The 22,048-nt window shown below is 44.6% G+C and carries 27 protein-coding genes, 2 tRNA genes and 5 pseudogenes; 15 read left to right on the top strand and 19 right to left on the bottom strand.

The window, feature by feature from the left end; all coding sequences use genetic code 11:
• Positions 1–17: 17 nt before the first annotated feature.
• The 10 genes and pseudogenes from P8F77_RS02445 to P8F77_RS02400 form a co-directional block, all read right to left on the bottom strand.
• Positions 18–926: a phosphotriesterase-related protein gene (locus P8F77_RS02445; RefSeq protein ID WP_347256269.1), complete on the bottom strand. Its 909-nt coding sequence runs from the start codon at positions 924–926 to the stop codon at positions 18–20.
• A 23-nt stretch (positions 927–949) separates the two neighbouring features.
• The gene (locus P8F77_RS02440) at positions 950–2,266 is read right to left on the bottom strand and encodes a YhfT family protein (RefSeq protein ID WP_347256268.1); all 1,317 of its coding nucleotides are present in this window, start codon (positions 2,264–2,266) and stop codon (positions 950–952) included.
• 25 nt (positions 2,267–2,291) lie between these two features.
• Positions 2,292–2,657 carry a DUF2620 family protein gene (locus P8F77_RS02435; protein WP_024728662.1) on the bottom strand — a complete coding sequence of 122 codons (366 nt, stop codon included), beginning with the start codon at positions 2,655–2,657 and terminating at the stop codon, positions 2,292–2,294.
• A 32-nt stretch (positions 2,658–2,689) separates the two neighbouring features.
• Complete coding sequence (locus tag P8F77_RS02430) at positions 2,690–3,052, bottom strand: PRD domain-containing protein (RefSeq protein WP_347256267.1); 363 nt, start codon at positions 3,050–3,052, stop codon at positions 2,690–2,692.
• A gap of 150 nt (positions 3,053–3,202) precedes the next feature.
• The gene (yhfZ, locus tag P8F77_RS02425) at positions 3,203–4,120 is read right to left on the bottom strand and encodes a GntR family transcriptional regulator YhfZ (protein ID WP_347256266.1); all 918 of its coding nucleotides are present in this window, start codon (positions 4,118–4,120) and stop codon (positions 3,203–3,205) included.
• Between the two features lie 326 nt (positions 4,121–4,446).
• Positions 4,447–4,707, bottom strand: a pseudogene (locus tag P8F77_RS02420) (transposase); the annotation flags it as partial.
• A 181-nt stretch (positions 4,708–4,888) separates the two neighbouring features.
• Positions 4,889–5,263 (bottom strand): hypothetical protein, encoded by a 375-nt coding sequence (locus P8F77_RS02415; RefSeq protein WP_270431032.1) that lies wholly within the window; start codon positions 5,261–5,263, stop codon positions 4,889–4,891.
• A gap of 281 nt (positions 5,264–5,544) precedes the next feature.
• A complete protein-coding gene (locus P8F77_RS02410; protein ID WP_270431030.1) occupies positions 5,545–5,781 on the bottom strand; it encodes a helix-turn-helix domain-containing protein in 237 nt (78 codons plus the stop codon).
• A gap of 45 nt (positions 5,782–5,826) precedes the next feature.
• The gene (locus P8F77_RS02405; RefSeq protein ID WP_330675525.1) at positions 5,827–6,210 is read right to left on the bottom strand and encodes a sigma-70 family RNA polymerase sigma factor; all 384 of its coding nucleotides are present in this window, start codon (positions 6,208–6,210) and stop codon (positions 5,827–5,829) included.
• Positions 6,211–6,694: 484 nt separating this feature from the next.
• Positions 6,695–6,841, bottom strand: coding sequence for a hypothetical protein (locus P8F77_RS02400; RefSeq protein ID WP_270431029.1), 147 nt, complete (start codon positions 6,839–6,841; stop codon positions 6,695–6,697).
• A gap of 126 nt (positions 6,842–6,967) precedes the next feature.
• On the opposite strand from P8F77_RS02400, the gene P8F77_RS02395 reads away from it, so the two are divergent.
• The 3 genes from P8F77_RS02395 to P8F77_RS02385 all read left to right on the top strand — a co-directional run bounded on the left by P8F77_RS02395 (position 6,968) and on the right by P8F77_RS02385 (position 8,528).
• Positions 6,968–7,843 carry an Rgg/GadR/MutR family transcriptional regulator gene (locus P8F77_RS02395; protein ID WP_270431028.1) on the top strand — a complete coding sequence of 292 codons (876 nt, stop codon included), beginning with the start codon at positions 6,968–6,970 and terminating at the stop codon, positions 7,841–7,843.
• Between the two features lie 220 nt (positions 7,844–8,063).
• The gene (locus P8F77_RS02390) at positions 8,064–8,264 is read left to right on the top strand and encodes a hypothetical protein (protein WP_303009415.1); all 201 of its coding nucleotides are present in this window, start codon (positions 8,064–8,066) and stop codon (positions 8,262–8,264) included.
• A 60-nt stretch (positions 8,265–8,324) separates the two neighbouring features.
• On the top strand, positions 8,325–8,528 hold the full coding sequence (locus P8F77_RS02385; RefSeq protein WP_347256265.1) for a recombinase family protein: 204 nt from the start codon (positions 8,325–8,327) through the stop codon (positions 8,526–8,528).
• Positions 8,529–8,576: 48 nt separating this feature from the next.
• Here the strand turns inward: P8F77_RS02385 and P8F77_RS02380 are convergent.
• Positions 8,577–9,857: pseudogene (locus tag P8F77_RS02380) on the bottom strand (recombinase family protein); the annotation flags it as partial.
• A 73-nt stretch (positions 9,858–9,930) separates the two neighbouring features.
• Between P8F77_RS02380 and P8F77_RS02375 the strand changes: the two are divergent.
• Together P8F77_RS02375 and P8F77_RS02370 are read left to right on the top strand one after the other, a co-directional pair.
• On the top strand, positions 9,931–10,263 hold the full coding sequence (locus tag P8F77_RS02375) for a transposase (protein ID WP_289707462.1): 333 nt from the start codon (positions 9,931–9,933) through the stop codon (positions 10,261–10,263).
• Complete coding sequence (locus P8F77_RS02370; RefSeq protein ID WP_289707463.1) at positions 10,260–11,168, top strand: IS3 family transposase; 909 nt, start codon at positions 10,260–10,262, stop codon at positions 11,166–11,168. Before P8F77_RS02375 ends, P8F77_RS02370 begins: the two co-directional genes overlap by 4 nt.
• A 289-nt stretch (positions 11,169–11,457) precedes the next feature.
• On the opposite strand, the gene P8F77_RS02365 is transcribed toward P8F77_RS02370, so the two are convergent.
• The 3 genes from P8F77_RS02365 to P8F77_RS02355 all read right to left on the bottom strand — a co-directional run bounded on the left by P8F77_RS02365 (position 11,458) and on the right by P8F77_RS02355 (position 12,230).
• Positions 11,458–11,676 (bottom strand): MerR family transcriptional regulator, encoded by a 219-nt coding sequence (locus tag P8F77_RS02365; protein WP_024728666.1) that lies wholly within the window; start codon positions 11,674–11,676, stop codon positions 11,458–11,460.
• Positions 11,677–11,702: 26 nt separating this feature from the next.
• Positions 11,703–11,951, bottom strand: a complete 249-nt coding sequence (locus P8F77_RS02360) for a hypothetical protein (RefSeq protein WP_024728667.1) — start codon at positions 11,949–11,951, stop codon at positions 11,703–11,705.
• Positions 11,952–12,053: 102 nt separating this feature from the next.
• Positions 12,054–12,230 (bottom strand): hypothetical protein, encoded by a 177-nt coding sequence (locus tag P8F77_RS02355; RefSeq protein WP_186992514.1) that lies wholly within the window; start codon positions 12,228–12,230, stop codon positions 12,054–12,056.
• Positions 12,231–12,584: 354 nt separating this feature from the next.
• Between P8F77_RS02355 and P8F77_RS02350 the strand changes: the two genes are divergently transcribed.
• From P8F77_RS02350 to P8F77_RS02310, 9 genes and pseudogenes are all read left to right on the top strand, one after another.
• A complete protein-coding gene (locus P8F77_RS02350) occupies positions 12,585–12,776 on the top strand; it encodes a hypothetical protein (RefSeq protein WP_235824650.1) in 192 nt (63 codons plus the stop codon).
• 133 nt (positions 12,777–12,909) lie between these two features.
• Positions 12,910–13,122, top strand: coding sequence for a helix-turn-helix domain-containing protein (locus tag P8F77_RS02345; protein ID WP_287520158.1), 213 nt, complete (start codon positions 12,910–12,912; stop codon positions 13,120–13,122).
• A gap of 134 nt (positions 13,123–13,256) precedes the next feature.
• Positions 13,257–13,628, top strand: coding sequence for a GntR family transcriptional regulator (locus P8F77_RS02340; RefSeq protein WP_024728670.1), 372 nt, complete (start codon positions 13,257–13,259; stop codon positions 13,626–13,628).
• 14 nt (positions 13,629–13,642) lie between these two features.
• Positions 13,643–14,503 (top strand): ABC transporter ATP-binding protein, encoded by an 861-nt coding sequence (locus tag P8F77_RS02335; RefSeq protein WP_024728671.1) that lies wholly within the window; start codon positions 13,643–13,645, stop codon positions 14,501–14,503.
• Positions 14,500–15,132, top strand: a complete 633-nt coding sequence (locus P8F77_RS02330) for an ABC-2 transporter permease (protein WP_287520155.1) — start codon at positions 14,500–14,502, stop codon at positions 15,130–15,132. Before P8F77_RS02335 ends, P8F77_RS02330 begins: the two co-directional genes overlap by 4 nt.
• Positions 15,133–15,256: 124 nt before the next feature.
• Positions 15,257–15,460: pseudogene (locus tag P8F77_RS02325) on the top strand (sigma-70 family RNA polymerase sigma factor); the annotation flags it as partial.
• 110 nt (positions 15,461–15,570) lie between these two features.
• Positions 15,571–15,918, top strand: a pseudogene (locus P8F77_RS02320) (DNA primase); the annotation flags it as partial.
• 10 nt (positions 15,919–15,928) lie between these two features.
• Positions 15,929–16,888: pseudogene (locus tag P8F77_RS02315) on the top strand (VapE domain-containing protein); the annotation flags it as partial.
• Complete coding sequence (locus tag P8F77_RS02310) at positions 16,875–17,126, top strand: hypothetical protein (RefSeq protein WP_347256450.1); 252 nt, start codon at positions 16,875–16,877, stop codon at positions 17,124–17,126. The pseudogene P8F77_RS02315 and the gene P8F77_RS02310, both read left to right, overlap by 14 nt.
• 33 nt (positions 17,127–17,159) lie before the next feature.
• Here P8F77_RS02310 and P8F77_RS02305 read toward each other — a convergent pair whose 3' ends face one another.
• From P8F77_RS02305 to P8F77_RS02290, 4 genes are all read right to left on the bottom strand, one after another.
• Positions 17,160–17,804, bottom strand: coding sequence for a helix-turn-helix transcriptional regulator (locus tag P8F77_RS02305; RefSeq protein WP_024728676.1), 645 nt, complete (start codon positions 17,802–17,804; stop codon positions 17,160–17,162).
• Between the two features lie 134 nt (positions 17,805–17,938).
• A complete protein-coding gene (locus tag P8F77_RS02300; RefSeq protein WP_034550208.1) occupies positions 17,939–18,370 on the bottom strand; it encodes a hypothetical protein in 432 nt (143 codons plus the stop codon).
• A gap of 279 nt (positions 18,371–18,649) precedes the next feature.
• Positions 18,650–18,736, bottom strand: a tRNA-Leu gene (locus tag P8F77_RS02295).
• 3 nt (positions 18,737–18,739) lie between these two features.
• Positions 18,740–18,820 (bottom strand) — tRNA-Tyr (locus tag P8F77_RS02290).
• A 145-nt stretch (positions 18,821–18,965) separates the two neighbouring features.
• Between P8F77_RS02290 and P8F77_RS02285 the strand changes: the two genes are divergently transcribed.
• On the top strand, positions 18,966–20,225 hold the full coding sequence (locus P8F77_RS02285) for a dicarboxylate/amino acid:cation symporter (protein ID WP_024728677.1): 1,260 nt from the start codon (positions 18,966–18,968) through the stop codon (positions 20,223–20,225).
• Positions 20,226–20,296: 71 nt separating this feature from the next.
• On the opposite strand, the gene ftsH is transcribed toward P8F77_RS02285, so the two are convergent.
• A complete protein-coding gene (ftsH, locus tag P8F77_RS02280) occupies positions 20,297–22,048 on the bottom strand; it encodes an ATP-dependent zinc metalloprotease FtsH (RefSeq protein WP_081723897.1) in 1,752 nt (583 codons plus the stop codon).

The raw sequence follows: 22,048 nt of genomic DNA, 5'->3' as shown, positions 1-22,048 counted from the left end.
ATTTCCCTCCTTTACTTCTACATATCAAGGATCCTGGCTGGATTATGGATCAGCATCTTGTCAAGCGTTTCCTGTGACACGCCTCTTTCCCTGAGAAGTGGCACAAATCTTTTCATGACAGTGGTATAGCCGTCGTACTTCCCATATCTCACCATATAGGATCTCCTCGAGATATCCTGGGATAAGAGGATGTGGTCCTCATATCCCTTTTCAAGCAGCCACATCAGATTGTCCGCCCGCTTTTCGTCCGACAGATATGCTGTCTTTCCCACTGTATCGTATGCTATATTCACTCCCGTATCCAGGATCGCTTTCTGATAGGCTCTGTCGTCCGACAGGTCGATATGGCCTAAAATGACCTTATCCGGATCTATCCCCTGTCCTTGCAGCAAGGCAGATTGTTCCAGCCCCAGCTGCCCCAGCTGGCAATGTGTCGTCACGGCACATCCTGTCTTTACCCCTGCTGCCGCAGCCGCTTTCAGTACTTTTTCTTCACTGGGAGCCAGTTCTTTCTCCCCGCCTGCCACTTCTCCTATGATACCTGCTCTTATGTCAGTCCCGTCTATCCCTTCCAGGATATCCCGGCAAAAAATATCACAGATTTCTCCTATTGTCCCCGACCGGACACTTTCAGAGTGATACGCTTCCAGATAAAATCCGGTCGACGCGATGATCTGTATGCCACATTCTCTGCTTATCTGCCTGAGCATGCGCACATTTCTCCCCATGTCATTGCAGGTCACTTCGATCACACTTTTGACCCCCAGGGCTTTCATAAGATCCACTTCACTTTCGATGAGCACCGAATCGTCAAATACGGAGTCTGTATCCTTTCGTACCGGGGACAAGTCCAGGGCAAGATGTTCGTGGCACATGGTGACACCGACAGATCCGGCATCAATACGTCCTTTAACTGTATTTATCATAACTTTTCACCGTCTTTTCTGTCTTATACCAGCGGCGTAAGCCCGATCAGGTAGGTAAGGTTAAACAGGAGCCCTGTCGCGATGGCCGCGATCGGGCCGATAGCCATGCGCATGATCTTCCGCCCCGTCGCCTCATTAATCAGATAGATCACGCCACCGATCAAAAACCCGCCTTCTGCACCTGCGGAAGTAGCCGCCCCCATCGCACCGCATGCTGAGATAGAGCCGATCAGCAGGGCGAACTCGACACAGGTGTTCATCGCGCTCCTGATATTGTCAGAAGCATCACGCATAGACGGAAATCTGCCAAGGAATTTCCCGATCAGGCCTAAAAGCATGACTTCCACAAAAATGATGACAGCACCTGATACTGCGGCAATGATCGGATTCGGCGAGAGATATCCTGCAACATAGATAAATGTAAAGCCCGCAACGCCATATACACCTGTCGTAACTGCTGTCGTAGCTATCAGAGGGATAAAACTCAGGCCTCTCATAAATTCATTTGTGGCGACTGTCTTGATAAGAGCATCTGCCTCCGCCGCATCTGTCATCACATACGCCTTGGAAAGATCGAACATGGAAACGTCGCTCCCGGCAAAGACGTGGATATTACATATGACAGCGATAAGTGCTCCCGCGATCATCAGGAACGGAAGGTTTTTCTTGATCCTTGCAGTCCTTTCCGAAAATACATTTAATGTCTCTCCTTCTTTATTGTCTTGTTTATCCTTTGCATCCCTGTAAATGCACAGTGCGACAAGAAGGACGACACCAACCATCATCGTCCATGCATCCGCGCTGATCGTAGAAAATTTCGGCCCCCCGAAACGGAATACCACTACGACGACTGCGGAGATTATCCCTGTCCTCATCCCAAACTGCATGATGATGGTGATGATCGGGAAGATCGCAAAACCTGTGACCACATATGTACCGACATTGCCCAACGCTCCTATCAGGTCTACCGGCATGCCTGTCAGCACGGTGTTCACGCCCCCTATCGCCGTGATACAGAGAACCCCATATGCCGCCCCCAGGATCGGGGCCAGCCACTTCTTCGGCGAGGCGATCCCGATGATATCCGTGGCAAGGAATAAAAGCCATGGATTAAGAAGATTTGTGGCAAGTGCATTTCCGATCCCTACAGATGCGATGAACCCCACACTCAGCCCAAAAGCGATCGTCGCCATCTCCGTTCTGTGCATGCGCCCTTCAATATATTCCGGTATGACAGGTCTTATCCCATCATGAAATACTGCCATGCCCATATGTGAGATAAACGCTGTCATAGCACAAGTGACCATCACTAAAATAATGTTTATAACGCTAAGCTCCATCCCTGTTTCCTCTCTTTCTCCTAAATCACTTTTCTGTCTCTTTCTTCATAAGTACGTCCATCAGTACCGAAACTGTCCCTTCAATATTGGATACTGTCATCCCAAAACATATCTTTCCCGCCTCGACAAAGCTCTCAATCTCAGATCTGTCCGGCTTTCCACCGTTTTTACAGACAGTACAGCATTTTCCATAACCGATGAGCCCGATCAGGATCGAGATCGCCGATCCCCCGCCACTCTCACATGCTCCAAAATAATAATCTGCCCTTCCGTCCTTGAGCATCGGGACCGCCCCCATATCCGTAGTGACGATCGTTTCCGCCTCCGGGCACGCTTTTAAGATAGCGTCCTTCATCTCATTTTTCTGCATCCCGCCGATTGCGATCTTCAATGTTCCTTCCTCCTTTTCCCTTTCTGTGCATTTCAGCCACCCAATACATTACAGACATGGACGAATATGAACCCTTTTTCCGCATCTGAAAGTTCTACTGGAAGTCTGTCCATCACTTTTCCGAAAAATGCGGATGCTTTCTCATAAACAGGTTCCTCTTTAAGCGCTTCCATGATTTCCGCGTCGATGGGCTCCTCCTTCTCTCCTTCTTTTGTCCTTTTCAGGGCCATCGCCAAATGGGTGATAAAGATCCCTGCTTTTTCTTCATCCACATCCTCCCTCTCCTGTGCGAGGATATCAACTATCTGTCCGCATACAGCGGCATCATCTTTCGTTATGATGTCAGCAGAACATAAAATATCTATCCTCTCATACAGGTTCTCTTTTACTTCCAAAACATCCTCCTTTCTCAATATACAATATTTTGTATATTGGTATGATATATTTTGTCTGCAATGGGACAATGGCACTGTCTTTGCTCCAGCAGACATTTCCCAATACAGACAGTCCAAAGCAATGCTCTTGCTTCTGCTTTGCAGCATCATCTAGTAATCTGCAACGCGCTCCCCTGTCCTTACTTCTTCCAGGACTTTCAGCACACGCTCTTTACTTATATGTTTTTCCAAAAGCGCTTTGATATATTCAGCTCCCTTTTTTACGATGATGACAGCCGCCGAAAACCGCACGTCATACTCTTCTGCGCTGAGAAAGACAACTTTTAGGCCAACCTGCCCATGGGCTATGATATCATCATAGTTCCAGACACCGGCGTCGATCGTCCCTGCCTTTAATCCGGAAATGATATTCTGTGTCTTTATCTCTACAAGTTCTACTTTCTTATCTCTGATGATCCTTTCCGTGATCTTGCTCTGATCCAAAGATGTACTGTCATAACCGACACGCATCCCATCCACGATCCCCGTGCCATCTGTATCCCGCAACATGAGGACATGCCTGGAAAGGAAACTGCCTGCCCCAAAGTTCATGACGATCTCAACCTTGCTGCCCTCCCGCATAGCCTGCTCCGCTGCGTACTGCGAACATACCGCGAACTGATAGGTCCCCGATTCCACGAGCCGGATCCTGCCGACGGCTCCTCTGGAGTACGCCATATTAAAATTCAGTCCTTTCATCGTCTCATAGACCGCTGTGGCAAACCCTTCATATGTCACTGAATATGGCAGGGGCATGATCCCCAGTATCTCCTCCCTGATACAACAATTCTGGAGTCTGGCATAGTCGATCCCCTCGATATATGTCCCCATATGCCCGTGCGCTTTCAGAGATATACCCTGGCTCTCCTTGATATAAGCCAGCGCATTTTGTATCGTCCCCCGTGATACATGAAACTTCTCCTGATATTCTGAAACCGAAGGGATACGGTCTCCTACATTTCTGGTGAGGAAATCCTGAGCCAGCTGTCCTATCGTGACACCGATCTTCTGATATAAATTCTGATCCATACCCTCAACGCCTTTGTACAAAATATTGTATATTGTTAATATAATACCTTTAGACGGTCTTGTCAAGAAAAAACAGCATCAGAGATAGCGTAAATTTACCTTCGGAAATAATGGTGTAGAGTTCACCCACGATGCTCTGATAAAGTATCAGATAAGGACTTGTGGTTTAACTATGCTATTTTTAGGTATAACAAGCAATCCCGATTTATAGTGAGCATTGTACGGCTTATTCCTCTTAGGTATACTCTTTGACCGGGTTTCAACATCTCTGAAAGAGTTTCAAGTTTTGTGTATACTCAAAAATCTAATGTAAGATACGTTGATAGTTACGATTGGGCAGAGCCGATTGTTTTTGGTTCTGCCCATACCTGCATTACACAGGGATTTCCCCAGTCCTGCCGGTGGCCTGTCCATTTTTTTGTGATGTCCATCGTTGCCAGATACAGCATTTTCAGGAGGCTGTCATCTGTTGGGAATACACTCCTGGATTTGGTCACTTTCCGCAGCTGCCGGTTAAAGCCCTCAATGTCATTCGTCGTATAAATAAGCCGTCTGACCACTTCAGGATATTTGAAATAGGTGGAAAGGGTAACCGCGGATTACAGGCTGTCAACGTTTGTCTTGCATAATAGCTATGATCATTCTGAAAAGATGCCCAGCATTCGGTAAACGCCGATAAGGAAGTAGCAGAAACAAACTAATTTAACGGCTGACAAACAGGTGCAAAAAGGGTATCGCTATATTATAAGCGATACCCTTTTCCATTTTTTATTTGTTTATTTCATCTACATAAATATCGAGAAAAGCATTAAACACTCTGTCCTCAACCGCCTTCTTGATATTTCTTAGATTGCTGTATTGAGATAATTCAGATAGTTCCAAACTAATATCTTGAATATTGACTCTTTTCCCAAAGTTCTTTTCCAATTTTTCAATTAAACTAAGTGCTGTAACTTGTATGTATTGCTGTTTTTCCTCTATAGGCAAATCAACAAAATAATAAACCATATCAAACCTAGACTTTAAAGAATCCGGAATTTTCTTTGAATATTCACTTTGGGTCATATTTGAGGTAAAAACTATAATGTATCCATTAAGATTATGCTCAATGCCATGTCGATCCGTAAATATACCATCTTCCAACAATTCATAAGTATCTCAGAAAGCTTTCAGGTTCACGCATTTAGAATAGCGTTTCAAGAGGCAGTGGATACATTTGCCTCCCACCCATCGAAACATACTCGAAAGCATTGCAAAAACTCACCGTTTAACCGGCTAAATGCGTAGAAACGAACTCCATAATATCAAATGGGCGCAAGCGGATTTCTGCTTGCGCCCACTTGATTACCACACAGCAAAGACGGAGGAAGCCGTCAAGGGCGCGGAGCGTTCATCTCGACCCTTGACAACTTCCTTTGACTTTGCTATTTCTTGACTACGATGGCTTCCACCAATTTTGCCTGCAAGCGGTGCCTCATATACTCGTCGATACCGGTATGCGGCAAACCATCTTTGTCATAGATCGTTCGCGTACAAATCTTGTTGACATAACGGTCGCAATACCGCAAAATACGCTCCAATGCCAGCGGATCACCAGCACGGGCTGCTTCGATCACGTCCATGGGCAAAAGCACTCTGCCGTTAAAAGTTGGCTGTTTCATATCCGTTCTTCAATCCTTTAGATTTCAAGTTTTTTCGCAGTTCGTTCAACGTCTTTGTTCTGTGCCGTTGGACGGCGCTGCGGGACACCCCACAAAATTGCCCACTTCTCTGTCTGGAAGTTCCAGCACACAATGCAGAATTAAAATCTGCTGTTCCCGTTCTGGTAGAGCAGTAAAAGCATCTGCCACCAACTCGCTTTGAATATACAGGACATATCCAAACGCCGAAAATACAAATTTATCGCTGGGGTATTCGTCTACGGTACAAAGTTCATCCATTTCCTGTTGGGACAAGGCGCTGAAATGAGTTGCCCGTTTCCGCTGGCGACTTAATTCCCGAAAATAGCTGATGGCCTCATGGCGGAGAACAATTTTGCAGAAAGCGTCAAACTGCTGCCGCGCTCCATATTCATCAAACACACACATCATCTTCTCACCCCCAATCTGCGGGAGAATGAGAAGCCGGGGCCGGTTACGCCGCCCCCTGCGTCTATCTTGCTGCGGCAGCTCCGGCCCGCACCGAAAAACCGCAGAAACCCACAAAATTCGCTTGACAGGTCGTAGACCCACCGGGCGAATGTGAAAGTGTTATGAAGTTTTCTTACATGGTATAGTACATACTCTTGGCCGGAGCTGCCCCCTGTTGGGTACAGGCTTTTTTTGATGTTGTAAACCTTGTCTTATTTTGTCGAAACGCTCTTTGTTTCATGGCGGCTCCCTCCGTGGGCCGCTGATCGTATGGGCATATCAAAGGGCTGCTGAACGACGGCTTTTTTTCTTTTGCCGTCGCCCGGCAGATTCTTTGATATTTATAATCTCTTGTATACCGCCCACCTCCAATGCATGGAACATGAAATAGCAGCCACACATTTAGCAGGTCATAGATTCGGTTGTCTGGTAATGGCGGAACAACTTACAGCGAAAAAACACTTTTTAACGCTTTCCCTAAGAGTTCGATTTTGCCGATCTTCTCCAAATCTTTCCGCATCTTTTCTTCACTGCCATTCTTCCCGGCAACAACCTTAATGATTTTCGTTCCGGGGATAGTGCTTTTTTTCATATACAGCACCTCCTTTCTCCCTCATTATAAAAGCCATGGCTATCAGCGCAAAATAAGTCCGAGTATTCAGACCATTTCCATATAGGTGTGATATAATGTGTATTAGTAGAGAAAGCGGTGAAGATTATGGAAACATATGGTATTACAATTCGTAAGATTAGATTAAGCAAGGGCTTTTCGCATAAAGAAATATATACGGGCATTTTGAGTAAGTCTTTTGCCATTGATTTTGAGAAAGGGATGTATGACATCAAGTTTAATCTCATGTTGAGAATTTTGGATAGGCTAATGATTTCTGTGGATGAACTTCTTCTGATACATAGCCAATACAAAACAACACCTTGTCATGAACCTTTGCTGAATGTTAATCTTGAACGAATGAAAAACGATCCATTATATTCTGCTGATATAGAAAAGAAATTGCATGATGAAATGAAGGCAAATAAAACTTCATCCAGCAGATTACAACACGCAGAAATAGTAGCATTAAGATCTGTATATGGAAATCCTGATTATCAAAATTTATCCGAGTATCAAGCAGCCAAAAGATACATTCAAAAGTATCTATTTGATGTGGAAACTTGGTCATTATCTGAATTTCGTATATTTTCTGATATGAGCTTTATATTTGAGAATGGTGATGTGAAAACCTCGCTTTTTATTACTGCATGGGAAACTTTAGAAAAGTATAAAGCACATCCAGATTATCAGGTATACCTATCTCATTTGTTAGTGAACAATCTTTATCAACTGATTTGCAGCAGGCAATATACCATTGCAAAAAGAGCGATAGAGAAACTGCAAGAATTAACGATTGATCCCAATATGCTATCTTGGAAAGTTCCAATGCTCTATTATGACGGTTTGTTAAACTACGTAACAGGCAATCCGCAATCAGGCTTATCAAAGATCAAAAAAGCAAAGCAGATCTATCATCTATGTGGCAATGATTTTATGGTTGAGCAAATGGAAATTGGTCTAAAACATCTGCAAAATCCATAGAAAGAAGCAATGAAATAATCTATGCCAAGTTTTCATTTAGCGGGCAGTTTCCGTTCTTTCCAACGTATTATTAGCGAAGCAAAAAACAAGGGTTTGGGAAGTTCCCAACAAGCAAAAATCTCCGCTCCGTCAGCAGGCCGGAAACGGAGATTTTGTGGAAGTGTGGCCACATTTCCTATGCTTGCTCTGTTGTGACTTCCCCGGAAAGAATGGGAAAGGAATGGAGCAGAAACGAAGCCCAAAAGAGAACGATTATCTCCCAAAACAGGGAAATCCGCTGCAAGAAACCGTCTGTTATAAGCTCGGCGGGACGGTCTATGAAGTACATACTTCCTGCGGCGGGACGGAACTGCTCTATGACAAAATGGTGCGGCTTATTCGCTCGGAAGCCATTGTGGCATCTGCTGACAAAGAGGACTAACCGCAGTATAATAAAGACAACAACCTGTTTGTCGGGCGTTCATTACAGGATGAATGAACCATGACAGCAAACACCAATTATCCCGACAACATTACCGCTTTATACGCCCGTCTGTCCCAAGAGGACGCGCTGGACGGCGAGAGCAACAGTATTGCCAACCAAAAGAAAATCCTTTTGAAGTACGCAACCGACAACGTTTTCCCCAATCCAACGTTTTTCATTGACGATGGCGTGTCCGGGGTAACGTTTGTTGAGGTAAGATAACGTAACCTTTTTTGCAGGGGCGTTTATCTTACCTCTTTTTGATATATGTTAGATAGCATAACTCTTAACGTCGGCTCCTATCTGTCTGAAATAGGAGATACTTTCGGTTGGCTTGTCGCCTGTATCAACTCTGCCGACAAAGCTATAAAAGATTTCAATTTTTCGGGTGTTCGTTTCCTTATCCAGTTCTTGAATAAGAATACGGTCGATAAATTCATGGACGTTCTCGTAAGTCAATTCCTCAATCGACGTATATTTACGGACAAGGGTAACAAACCTTTTTACATCTGCGCTGCGCTCGGCTGCGGTGTCAAGCTCCTGCGTCAATTCCGCGATACGTCGTGTCAGCGTCTTTTTTTCTTCATCATAGCCGGAAGTCAAGAAAGCAAATTGTTCATCGGAGAGCTTCCCTAAAGCGTTGTCCTCATACAGTTTACGGAATAAGACGTTTAATTCGCTCATTCTGCCCTGTGCCTTGTCAAGCTCCTTGTGCTGCTGCGCCATTGTTTTCTTCATGGCTTGCTCGCTGCACTCATTCGCCGTTTGGATAAATGCCTGTTCGTGGGTCTGCACATAGGACAGTACCCGTTGCAGGTCGGCAAGGACAAGTTCTTTCAATACGCTTTTACGGATATAATGCGTGGTGCAAAGTTCCCCGGTTCTGATACGGTTTCGGTATTTCCCGCAAGTGTAAGCGTGTTTGCGTTCCAATGTTCCGGCTCCTTGCTGCAAATACATTTTGTAGCCGCAATCTCCGCAAAAGAGAAGTCCCGAAAAAATGTCGATTTCGTTTACTTTCGTAGGGCGGTGTTTGGTAGCAATCCGCTTCTGTGCAAGTTCAAAGGTTTCCTCGTCAATCAATGCTTCGTGGGTGTTGGGGAAAAAATACTGCTTTTCCTCCGGGTTCTTCTTCGTCTTTTTTGATTTGTAAGATACCTTGTAGCTCTTTCCAGTAATGGTATGCCCTAAATACTCTTTACGGCTAAGAATGTCATACAGCGTCTTATCCGGCCAGTTGTAAATACAGTTCGGGTGTGGGCGTGGGTGGCGGCAGCTCCCGGAACGACGGTAACGCATTTCGGAAACGGTCAGTATTTCATGTTCCCGCAGCCAGTCCTGTATTTCACAAATACGGTCGCCGCGCACATACATAGCAAAAATCTGTTTTACAACGTGCGCCGTTTCTGGGTCGGGCAATAAATGATTGCGGTCGTTAGGGTCAGCTATGTAGCCATAGGGTACCTCGCCATTGACGCGCTCGCCTTTCTGCGCCTTTGCCTGTTTGACCGCCCGGATTTTCTTTGAAGTATCGCGGGCGTAAAACTGGTGTGGTATAAAAAAAGTTGACAGTTTATTCTCAAGGATTTCATAATAAAACCAAGAGAATAAGGAGGTATTCAAAGTGGCACGTAAATATGACCATGAATACAAAGTACAGGCAGTAAAACTTGCCAAAGAAATCGGAGGCGTCAAAGCGGCTAAAGAACTGGGAATCCCTGAAGGAACCATCCATACATGGCTGAAAGCCGTAAGAGCTGGCAAGTTGGATATTGGGGAAGGTTCCCATACCCCTGCCAGCGCAATGAGCCTGTCAGAAGAGATTACCATGCTGCGTAAGAGGGTTAAGGAGCAGGATAAAGAAATCCGTCGCCTAAAGGAAGAAAACGAATTTTTGGAGGAGGCCAGCGCTTTTTTCGCCGCCAGCCGTCGGAAGTCAGTAAAAACCAGAGAATGATCTTTTTGGCTTTGAAAACAGAGGACGGCAGGATTACCGGGAAAATTTCATTTTATTGCCGAATGCTTGGTATCAGCCGGCAAGGCTTCTATAAATATCTTGAAACCAAAGATCGTCCCTGGAAGTACCAAGACCTGGCGGATGCCATGAAAGAAATCGCCAGCGAGGATGAATGTAACGATACTTACGGACGGATTCGGATGTATCAGGCACTGTGCCTGAAGCGGCCGGAGGGAGTGTCGATTCCCAGTGAGCGGACCGTATACCGGGTCATGGACCAAATTGGCCTGAGCCATCGCCCCAAGCGAAGACCGAACGGGATCACAAAGGCAGACCGGGAGGCTATGAAATCAGATGATCTGCTGAAACGGGATTTCCATTCAGATGCCCCATTAGAAAAATGTATTACAGATATCACGGAAATCCCGGCGTCCAATGGGAAACTGTATGTATCTGTGATTTTCGACTGCTTTGATCTTAGCGTCCTTGGTCTGGCAATGGAAACAAACATGAAAGCAGATCTGTGTGTCCATACACTGGAAAACGCCCTGACTGCTTATCCTGCACTGGAAGGCGCTATCATCCACAGTGACCGTGGAACACAGTACACCAGTGAGGTCTACCGTCAGGCCATTCGGAAGTATCACATCCATCAAAGCATGAACAGTGCCGGAGGACGCTGCCATGATAATGCCCGTTGCGAGAGCATGTGGGCCAGAATGAAGACAGAACTTCTCTACGACCGCTATGAAACAAAGCAGATGACTGTAGAGGAATTAAAGGTACTCATTTGGAGATACTTCCTCAGCTACTGGAATAACCGGAGGATATGCTCTGCCAATGGCGGGCTTCCACCTATGATAAAACGCAGGCAGTATTATGAGGATTTGGAACTGGCCGCATAGTCAGTGATATGCTTGAGAAAAATGTGTCAACTAATATTGACAATATCACTTCCTTATGGGGGCGCGCCATTACGCTGAGCATCTTTTTTTATTATTTAGGAAACTCCATCTTTGGGCAGATTAAACGACTTTTGATAATCATGAAACTTTCTGTCCATAACCCTTTGCACATTTTCCAGCTGTGTTATTTCTTTTGTTATACCTTATCGTGTGAAGCACGTCCACCCGAAGGGTATGACATTGCGTTCGGGAACTATTGCGTCATACAGCTCCTGATGCTTTCCGGGCTTTAAAAATATTTAATCTGTGATAAGGAGAATTTCAAAGACTGCATATGGATAATGGCGTCCAGCACAGCACACTGTTCAATACTGTAATACCGGTACTTATTGTCTTCGTCATAAAACCGGGGTTTTAAAAGACCTATCTGGTCATAGTACCGCAAAGCCTGTGTTGAAATATTATTTAGTTTCGCCATCTGTCCAATGGTCAGCCTCGCATAGTCCATATCAAAAACACTTTCCCGGCAGAGGATTAATCTGCTCTTACGATATCAATGATCTGGTCGAAGGGAACAGCAAATCCTTCATCATCTCTCACCATATGGAGAATATCATCTTCTTCACTGTAACGTGCAAACTCTACAAGCATGAATGTACCTGTCACCGTTTCATCCACAGTTGTCACTTTAACCTTGTCCCCCTGGGAGATAAAAACGTCTTCTTTTACTTCTCCATCCTCTTTTACAATTTTTACGCCCGGCAACAGACTTGTAATTTCCATAAAAACATTCCTCCATAAAAATTTATTATATCAGTAAGTATTATACCTTACCGCGCCGGACGCGCCAAGTCCAAGGAGCGTAAAATATAGAATATCCGGTATTCATAATTCTTTGCCATCCTCCTCTGCCGCTTCTTTCTTTCTCGCTTCATCAAAAATTTTTTTCATCCGCCTGTTCAGTCTGTCAGAAGGCTTATCTTCCGGTATCAATGAAGGGTCCGGCACCTTCCGGTGATCATATTCTTTCTTGTTCCTCCCATCTGTCTGCCCATATCCCATGTTCTCCCTCCTTTTTATGTCTTCATTTTATCACCGGGAATCCCGAATCGTTCATGGTAGTTTATGGTAATTATATGCGATATAAGCTTGCATTCGGAATATAGTTAAACATGCAATTAATTTATGTTATACTTTAATTATTCAGATTAGTATTTTGATTGATTCGTATTCAAAGTACTATTTTTTTTGGCCCAAAACAGTTGTGTATTCAACTTTATTCTAAAAAGGAGGATTCTATGAAAAAAATCAGCAGATTAATCTCTGTTATCCATCGCCACGGAATGAGATTTTTTAATTGTTGCCTGGCTGACACTGAGATTGGTCGGGGACAACAGTTTTTTCTTGTGTGCATTTATGAAAATCCGGGGCGCTGCCGTGGCGACGATTACATCACAGATCATCTCCGCACTGATCCTGTTTCTCTACTTCTGCAAACGGAGCCAGATGAGGCTGCATCTAAAAGAATTAAAGCTGGATGGCTCTGTCTGCAAAAATGTGATCGCGCTGGGCACTTCCTCAGGCATCACCCAGTTTATGGCTAAGTAGATGTAATCAAGAGAAAGGAAAAGCACAATCCAGACGGAACCGGCGGTTCTGTCAAGAAATGTTTGTGAGTTAGCAAGAATTTTGATATAATGGAAGCAGAAACCCCGGAGCCGGGAGAAAGGCAGGAGGATAAATGCACATAAGCTATAAACCCCTCTGGCACACGCTGATTGAGCGCAATATGAGGAAAGAGGACTTGCGGCTTGCCGCCGGTCTTACCACAAATATGATTGCCAACATGGGAAAGGGAAAGAACATCAGCATGGAAACGCTGGTTCGTATCTGCGAAACCCTGAATTGTGGCATTTTAGATGTGATTGAGTTGGAAGATGATAAAATGGAATAACAGTGAGCTACCAGGTAGCAAAGGCGTATTTACCGCTTTTGCTATTTTTTTGTTGACAGGTTCCACACAATCATATATACTGTACTTATCGAACAAGTACACAAAATACAGACAGTACGCACGAGAGGGAAATTATGGAGATTGTCATAAGTAATAGTAGCGATAAGCCGATTTATGAACAGATCAGTTCACAGATAAAAAATAAGATTATGAATGGAACATTGGAAGCTGGAGAAATGCTTCCTTCTATGCGGGCATTAGCGAAAGATTTACATATCAGCGTGATAACTGTCCAACGGGCTTATGAGGATTTAACCCGTGATGGATTTATTGAAACTGTATCAGGGAAAGGTAGTTTTGTTGCTTCCCAAAATAAAGAGTTTATTCAAGAAGAACAGTTACGAAAGGCAGAAGAATTATTACAGCAGGTTGTGGATATTGGACGCTCACATGGCATTTCTTATGAGCAGATGGCAAATATTCTAAAAGTGTTGTATGAGGAATAACAGGAGGTCATAAAATGAGTGAAAACAATATCTCTGTAAAAAATTTGTGTAAATCTTTCGATGGCTTTACGCTGAATAATATATCGTTGCAAGTACCTAAAGGAAGGATTGTTGGATTTATCGGAGAAAATGGGGCTGGAAAAAGTACCACAATCAATCTTCTTCTAAATGAGTTGAAAAGAGATAGTGGAACGATTGAAATATTGGGGACAGATACGCTGAATAGTTCTGTTAAAAAGGAAATTGGCGTTGTATTTGACGAATGTAATTTCCATGATTTTTTCACAGCGCAGAACGTAGCAAAAATTTTTTCCGGCGTTTATCCTACATGGGATAATTCATTGTTTACCTTATACATGAAAAAATTAAATATTCCCTTTTCCAAACCAATTAGCTCTTTTTCAAAAGGTATGAAAATGAAACTATCCATCATATGTGCAATGGCTCACAGACCAAAGCTGCTGATTTTAGACGAGGCCACAACAGGTCTTGACCCGGTAGTACGGGATGAAATTCTGGAAATGTTTTTAGACTTCATACAGGACGAAGAACACTCCATTTTCTTTTCATCTCATATTATATCTGATATAGAAAAGATAGCGGATTATGTCATTTTAATTCATCAGGGAAAGATTGTATTTGAGGAAGAAAAGGATACTCTGATTTATCAGTATGGAATTATCCGATGTGAGAAAAAACAGTTTGCAGATATACAGCCAGAGGATTATATCATTTCAAGGAAAACAAATGTAAGTATGGAATGTCTTGTGCGGGATAAGGAAGCCGCCCGGAGAAAATACAAAAATGTGGTTGTTGATAGTGCTTCGCTAGAGGAAATTATGCTGTTCTATATCAAAGGAGGTTCGACAAAATGAGAGGACTGATTTATAAGGACTTTTCTTTATTTTACAAAAGTATCGACAAAAAGCTGATTATCATAGCAGCCGCAGCGATTATTTTACTTTTAGTAAACGCCGGGGATTTTTCCGGACTTTTAGCAACAATTATGTTTGCAATAACTGTCGGTATGCAAAATGTAATGAGTTTTGCCAGCGATGAACAAGTACGATGGAAAAAATATCAGCTTACTATGCCGGTAAATTCATTCTTTGCGGTAGGGAGCAAATATATTTCTGTTCTGCTAACAATAGGAATAAGCATTGCGGCCAGTATTCTTCTCTACTTTGTATCAAGTGTTATATATCAAAGTTTTGATGGAGCATTGCTATTTGTTTCTGTATCAGTAGCCACCATTATTCCACTAATATGTACAGCAATTTGCTTACCCCTCACTTATTGGTTTGGTTTTCGTTCCGCACAAACAATGGGGCTTCTTGTAACCGTGCCTATTTTCTATCTTATTAAATACTTTGAAGATGGGCCAGGTCTTGTTTCTTTAACTGATACAATATCAGCATACATTTTAGCGGGCTTCCTTATCTCTGCTGTTCTGTTCATCTTCTCTTACGCTGTAAGTGTATTGGGATATTCAAGAAAGAAATAGTATGAGGAACGTTGCTTTATTTGGAGAGAATACCAAGAAGGCAAATGACAAAGATTTATTGTACTTTGCATTAAATAACTCATCAACTATGTAGCACCCTTTATGGAGGAAAGGGGGAATTTCTATGACCTGTACAGAAGAATATAAAGAGCATATCGAATACACATTCCATGCCTTTTGTAAAGTTGTCATACGCAACGCAACAATCAATGCGGCAAGGACAAGGAACAGGAAATACAAAAGAGAAATATCCCTTGAATACCTCACAGATGAAAAGCACTACCCGTTAGGCACAGCAGATAAATATTTCCAAGCGCCAGAGCCGGAGTGCCGCCGTTTTATGAACGGACATTGTATAATGAAGCCAGCTGAAAACAAGGAGATGGATAGACTTCTCTATCTCCTATGCGGACAGGGAGCCGCCCCAGGCGGGAACCCCGGCAGGAAAGCCCGGAGCAGCAATTTAAGCGCATGGAGCGTTACTGCTTCCGGGTACTGTCCGGCTACCACAATCTTTTGCGCCGCTGGAAACAGGACTATGCCCCCAAAACGCCGGACGAGGACTTCCACCCGCTTCTTGTGGCAGCCTTGCAGCGCATGAGCCATGTGGAATATCTGCTGGATGTGCTGCTGTTCTCTGATATAGGGGAACGAGCCGCCCTGATTGCCAGCTATGGAAAGGAAGTGAGAAGCCTTGAGCGAAGAATGGCAGACCTTGCCGTCAGAAATGCGGCAGACCGTGATGGACGCTATCGAAGCCGCCCCGCTGCCCCGGAGCGCCCCTGAAGTCAGAGCCATGCTGGAGGGCACCGAGAAGGGCGGCGTAAGGAACAGTATTCAGAATTCCGTGTTCCAGTATGACCCCGTCCTTTCCGGGGCGGTTGCAAAGAACCTGTTGACCGAGCGCATTGACCTTCTAAAGCCTGTCGGCAGGAAACGCAGAACCGGCGGAAAGGCCATGACCCACACCGACCTTGCGGCACTTTCTGGGAGCCGACACAGACAAGTACACCTACCAGGCCCTGCGACTGTTCCTTCTGGGAGCCATCCGGCGGGCGTTCTGCCCCGGCTGTAAATTTGAGGTCATGCTTTGTCTGGTAGGCGGTCAGGGAGCTGGGAAGTCTGCCTTTTTTCCGTCTGCCGGCGGTAAAGGACGAGTGGTTTTCCGATGATTTGCGGAAGCTGGACGATGAAAACGTATACCGCAAGCTACAAGGCCACTGGATTATTGAAATGTCGGAGATGATTGCCACTGCCAACGCCAAGAGCATTGAGGAAATCAAGTCATTTTTAAGCCGCCAGAAGGAGGTCTATAAAATACCATACGAAACCCACCCGGAGGACAGGCTGCGGCAATGCGTGTTTGGAGGGACTTCCAACGCCCTGGACCTCCTTCCCCTTGACCGTACCGGCAACCGGCGTTTCCAGAGCCTACATCGAACAGGTATGGACGGAAGCCATGACAATATACAAAAGCGGCGATTTTAAGCTGTCTTTCAGCCCCGAAATGGTACGCTATCTGAAAGAACACCAGCGGAATTTTATGCCGGAGGACACTAAGGCCGGGATGATACAGGCATATCTTGACCGCTACACTGGCAGCGCTGTATGTTCCAAGCAGCTTTTCCGGGAAGCATTAAACCAGGACTTTGACGAGCCGAAACAATGGGAAATTCGGGAAATCAACAAGATTATGAACCAGTGCGTCACTGGATGGAAGTATTTTCCCAATCCCCGGATATTTGAAGGGTACGGGGCAGCCTCTAAAGGCGTCTGTCCTCTCAATGCTTCGCCAGCTCCTGCTCCTGGTTCCCCTGATCCTGATTCTTCCGCTCTTTTTGGGGCTCAACGGAATCCTCTTTGCGGGACCCATCGCAGATATGTCATCTGCCGTAATCGTGGCCCTCTTTGTCGTTCCGGAGATGAAAAAACTGAACCGTCATATAAAAGAAAAAGACGAGGAAACCGAAGAAATGGAAACCAGTCCTGCGTGACAAGGTCTTCCTGAACAAAGTGGCATTTTTGTATTATTTTGTATTCTTGAACTCTGTATATCTCATAAGAGCGCCTACTACTAATCCAACTTGAGAAATAATTGCTCCTATCAATATCATTGCAAATTGCGGTACATTGATTTTATCAAAAGTAATCATATTCGCAGCACTAAAAGTTGCATACTCTGCTAGCATATACATAATACCAAATGCAATCGAGGAACCCCACTTCCACTTTCCCATATAATTATTTTTTCCGATTAGTAAAGAAATCACAAATGTTGTTACCGGAAGAAGTACCCATAGATACATAATACTATATCCCATTGCATCCGAACTGTTGATAAAAAACCAGAACACTATAAGCGAAACAGCCCAAATTCCGAGGTAGGTTACAAATAAAATAAGCATAGACAGTTTATTTTTGCTTTTTACTGTATTGGTGCTTTCGTCAAGATAATTCAAATAATTTGACATAGGCTTTTCCTCCTTTAATAGATGGTCAAGACTAATGTTATATAAATTGCTCATTTTAACGACACTCACAATATCAGGGTATGTTTTTTCATTTTCCCAGTTAGAAATTGTTTGTCTACTTACATCGAGTGCTTCCGCAACTTGTTCTTGTGTAAGATTTGCACTTATTCGCGCATTTTTTATTTTTGTCCCTATATCCATAACCACCCTCCTTTTTCTACCTATATCATAAACAGAAATATATATTTCGTCTATCAAATCACTTTTTCATTTATAATTTGCTTTGTCAAAATGCTTTTACATCGTTATCTATTCATCATTCCCACCGTCAAATTCTAATCTGCAAGTATCTTCTCTGTTTCCGCAATATCCCTTTCAATTAGCGGACGCATACTGTCTTTATACTTGGATAAATCAGCACTGCGTAAAGCTGATAGTATCATCGGGATATATTGGCGTTCTGTCTGCCCTATTTGCCTAAGTGCCTTGATACATTGTCTTGCTGTAATTGGCTTTTCGTCTGTAATATGAGATAGGAAGTCAGAAATAATCAAATCAAAGCGCTTTTCATCATCCCATTGGACATTTGCCGCAAGAATATACAGCACTCTATTTCTTACCAACGATTTCGGATGATTGAGCAGGGAGGCAAAATCATCAAAATATTCATACCACTCGTCTGTCTCCTTACTTTCTGATATGATTTTATCTGCAATCGCACAAGCGTACTTATCGTCTTTCGATGTCAGCTTCGCTATAATATCCAATTACATCACCTCCGTAAATTCATATTTGTGTCTTATCAGACTTCAAATTTATTTAACTTTCATTATTCACAATATAACTCTATTTTTAAAAATGCACAAGAAAAAAGGCATGAGAGACTTCCATATCTCTGCATACCCTTTTCTTGCAACAGTTCTTCTGTCCTTAATTCCAAATGTCCATACTTCATGCATATCCCCCGTGCACAAAGTATAATTAATAATTCTTTATGTTATATAGTGAGGTGCTGTAAATTCAACCTTTCTCCTACTTTTACTTAATGCCGTTGACCGGAATCGAACCGGTACGGGAGTATAAGTCCCGCAGGATTTTAAGTCCTGTGCGTCTGCCAGTTCCGCCACAACGGCTGATGGTGGGAGAAGGATTCGAACCTTCGAAGGCGTTGCCAACAGATTTACAGTCTGCCCCTTTGGCCACTCGGGAATCCCACCGCGTTCCTGACAATTTAGAATTATACTGTATGAAATATGAAAATGCAAGTACTTTTTGAGAATTCCGATGAATCCCATTGTTTTTTCCGCCTTTTTCCTTTAAAATATTTCGTGGCTATACTACAAATTTAGGAGAAAAGAAAGTATGAATACAAAAAAACAAAAAAAGAAATTATCCTTGACCGTGATGATCCTGACGGCTCTATTCTTAGGTATCCTGTCCGGTCTTCTGCTTCAGAGTCATCCGAAGATCGCTGAGAATTACATTCAGCCTTTCGGAACTATTTTCCTGAACCTGATCAAAATGATCGTCGTCCCTGTAGTCCTGTTCTCCATCATTCAGGGAGTCGTCTCTCTCCAGGACATTAAAAAGGTAGGTTCCATCGGAGGAAAGACCATCTGCTTTTACATCGTTACCACGGCGTTTGCGGTTACATTCGGTCTGCTGTTCGCAAATGTACTTAACGTGGGAGGCGGCTACGTGATGAACAGTTCTTCTCTGGAGGCATATGAAGGTGCCACCAAGGCCCCTTCCCTTATAGAAACACTTGTAAATATCTTTCCGTCAAATGCAGTCGAGCCTTTAGTCAGTGCCACAATGCTCCAGGTTATTGTCATCGCACTGTTTTTCGGATTCGGCATCATCATTGCCGGTGACAAAGGAAAACCTGCGGCAGACCTTGTGGAGAGTCTCTCAGAAGTCTGCATCAACATCATGGGCCTCATCATCAATCTTTCGCCGATTGGCGTGTTCGCACTGATCACTCCGGTCGTGGCCACAAATGGTCCGTCCGTACTGCTTCCTCTTCTGAAATTGATCGGGGTAGCCTATCTTGCCAGCATCGTGCATATGGTTGTAGTTTATTCAAGCGCGGTCAAAGGATTCAGCGGCATCAGCCCACTCAGATTCTTCAAGGAACAAAGCCCGGCCATGCTCTTTGCATTTTCCAGTGCCAGCAGTGTGGGAACTCTGCCGTTTAACTATGAATGTACAGAAAAGCTTGGTGCCAGAAAAGAGATCGCAAGCTTCGTCCTGCCTCTGGGTGCTACGATCAACATGGACGGAACCGCTATTTACCAGGGGGTCAGCGCTATTTTCATCGCTCAGATTTTTGGAGTGCATCTGACTTTAACCCAGCAGCTGATGGTCATTCTGACTACGACCCTGGCTTCCATAGGCACCGCAGGAGTTCCGGGGTCCGGCGTTATCATGCTTGCCATGGTGCTCCAGAGTGTCGGGCTTCCTTTAGAGGGAATCGCCCTCGTAGCAGGAGTCGACCGTATCCTTGATATGGCAAGAACCACAGTCAATATCACCGGGGATGCAGCCTGCACTATCTGTGTGGATGCCATGGAAAAACGGAAAGAAGCACGGAGAAAAGTAGACATCTCCAACAATCTTTAAATTCCTATCCAGCAGAATTTATCCATATTCGTGCAAAAAAACTGCCACACCTTTTTAGTGCGGCAGTTTTTTTACGCTTCTGTCCCCTCGAACAAGGTTTCAAATTCACTCTGATTGATTCGTTCTTTTTCCAATAACAGTTTTGCACAGCTGTGGAGTACTTCCATATGCTCTTCAATGATCGCCCTGGCTTTCTTATAACAGTCATCCACGATGTCTTTCACTTCCTCATCGATAATGGTTGCCACCCGCTCTCCGTACGGACGGGGCTGGCCGATTTCTTTTCCGAGGAAGACTTCATCCCCTTCACCGCTGTCGTAATTGATCAGACCGAGCCGGTCTGACATGCCGTACTCAGTGACCATAGATCTGGCAAGCTGGGTAACCTGCTTGATATCCTGGGAGGCACCGGTCGTGATATCTTCAAAGATCAGCTCTTCTGCGATCCTTCCTCCGAGACTTACCATGATATTATGCAGCATTTTATTTTTTGTATTAAAGATATTGTCGTTTTCAGGGAGCGGCATCGTATATCCCGCCGCCCCAACGCCGGTCGGTATGATGGAAACCGTATAGACCGGTCCCATATCCGGGAGCACGTGAAACAGGATCGCATGGCCTGCCTCGTGGTAAGCCGTAATCCTCCTCTCGCTCTCAGGGACAACACGGCTCTTTTTCTCTGTGCCGATTCCCACTTTGATAAAGGATTTGTCGATATCTTCTTTTACAATGTATCCGCGGTTATTTTTAGCCGCCTGAATGGCCGCTTCGTTCATCAGGTTTTCCAGATCTGCGCCCACGAATCCCGCCGTCGTCCTGGCGATCTCGTGGAGATCCACATCATCGCCCAGAGGTTTCTTCTTGGCATGGATCTTTAAAATGTCCTCTCTTCCCTTGACATCCGGCCTTCCCACGCCGACCTTCCGGTCAAACCTGCCCGGTCGGAGAATCGCCGGGTCGAGGATATCCACACGGTTCGTAGCTGCGATGACAATAATGCCTTCATTGACGCCGAAACCGTCCATCTCCACAAGCATCTGGTTCAAGGTCTGTTCTCTCTCGTCATGTCCGCCGCCCAGGCCGGAACCTCTCCGTCTGGCCACCGCATCGATCTCGTCGATAAAAATGATACAAGGTGCGTTCTTCTTAGCCTCTGCAAACAGGTCTCTGACCCTGGCAGCCCCGACGCCGACAAACATCTCAACGAAATCAGAACCTGAAATGCTGAAAAACGGGACATTTGCCTCTCCGGCCACGGCTTTTGCTATGAGTGTCTTACCTGTTCCCGGAGGTCCTACTAAGAGGACTCCCTTTGGGATTCTTGCCCCGATACCGATAAACTTCTTCGGATCTTTTAAGAAATCCACCACTTCTTCCAGTTCCTCTTTTTCCTCGGTAAGACCCGCCACATCGTCAAATGTAACTTTCGGGCCGTCCGGATTTGCCATCTTGGCACGGCTCTTTCCGAAATCCATCATTTTTCCGCCGCCGCCATTCTGCTTCATCATCATGATCAGGAAAAATACAAGAATTCCCACCATCAAAAGGTTCGGAAGCAGGGTCGTGATCCAGTCTCCGCTCCGGTCGATCGGCTTCACTACCATTTTTTTATAGAGATTCGGGTATTTATCCTCGATCTCTTTTACCGCCGCGTCAACGTCGGTGATATTACAGTTTTTATACACTTCATTCTTTAATTCTACCGTCATAGTGCCGGTTGGGACCTCTTTATTCTGCTTCATGGTGATCCCCACAACCTGCCCCGCTTTTGCGTCCTGACGGAATTGTGCGTAATTATAATTGTCCTCGGTGCTGTTCATCAT

Source organism: Anaerostipes sp. PC18 (assembly GCF_039789045.1).
GTDB lineage: Bacteria > Bacillota > Clostridia > Lachnospirales > Lachnospiraceae > Anaerostipes > Anaerostipes hominis.
Note: the sequence above shows the minus strand (reverse complement) of the source record. Positions and strands in the feature narration are given on the sequence as shown.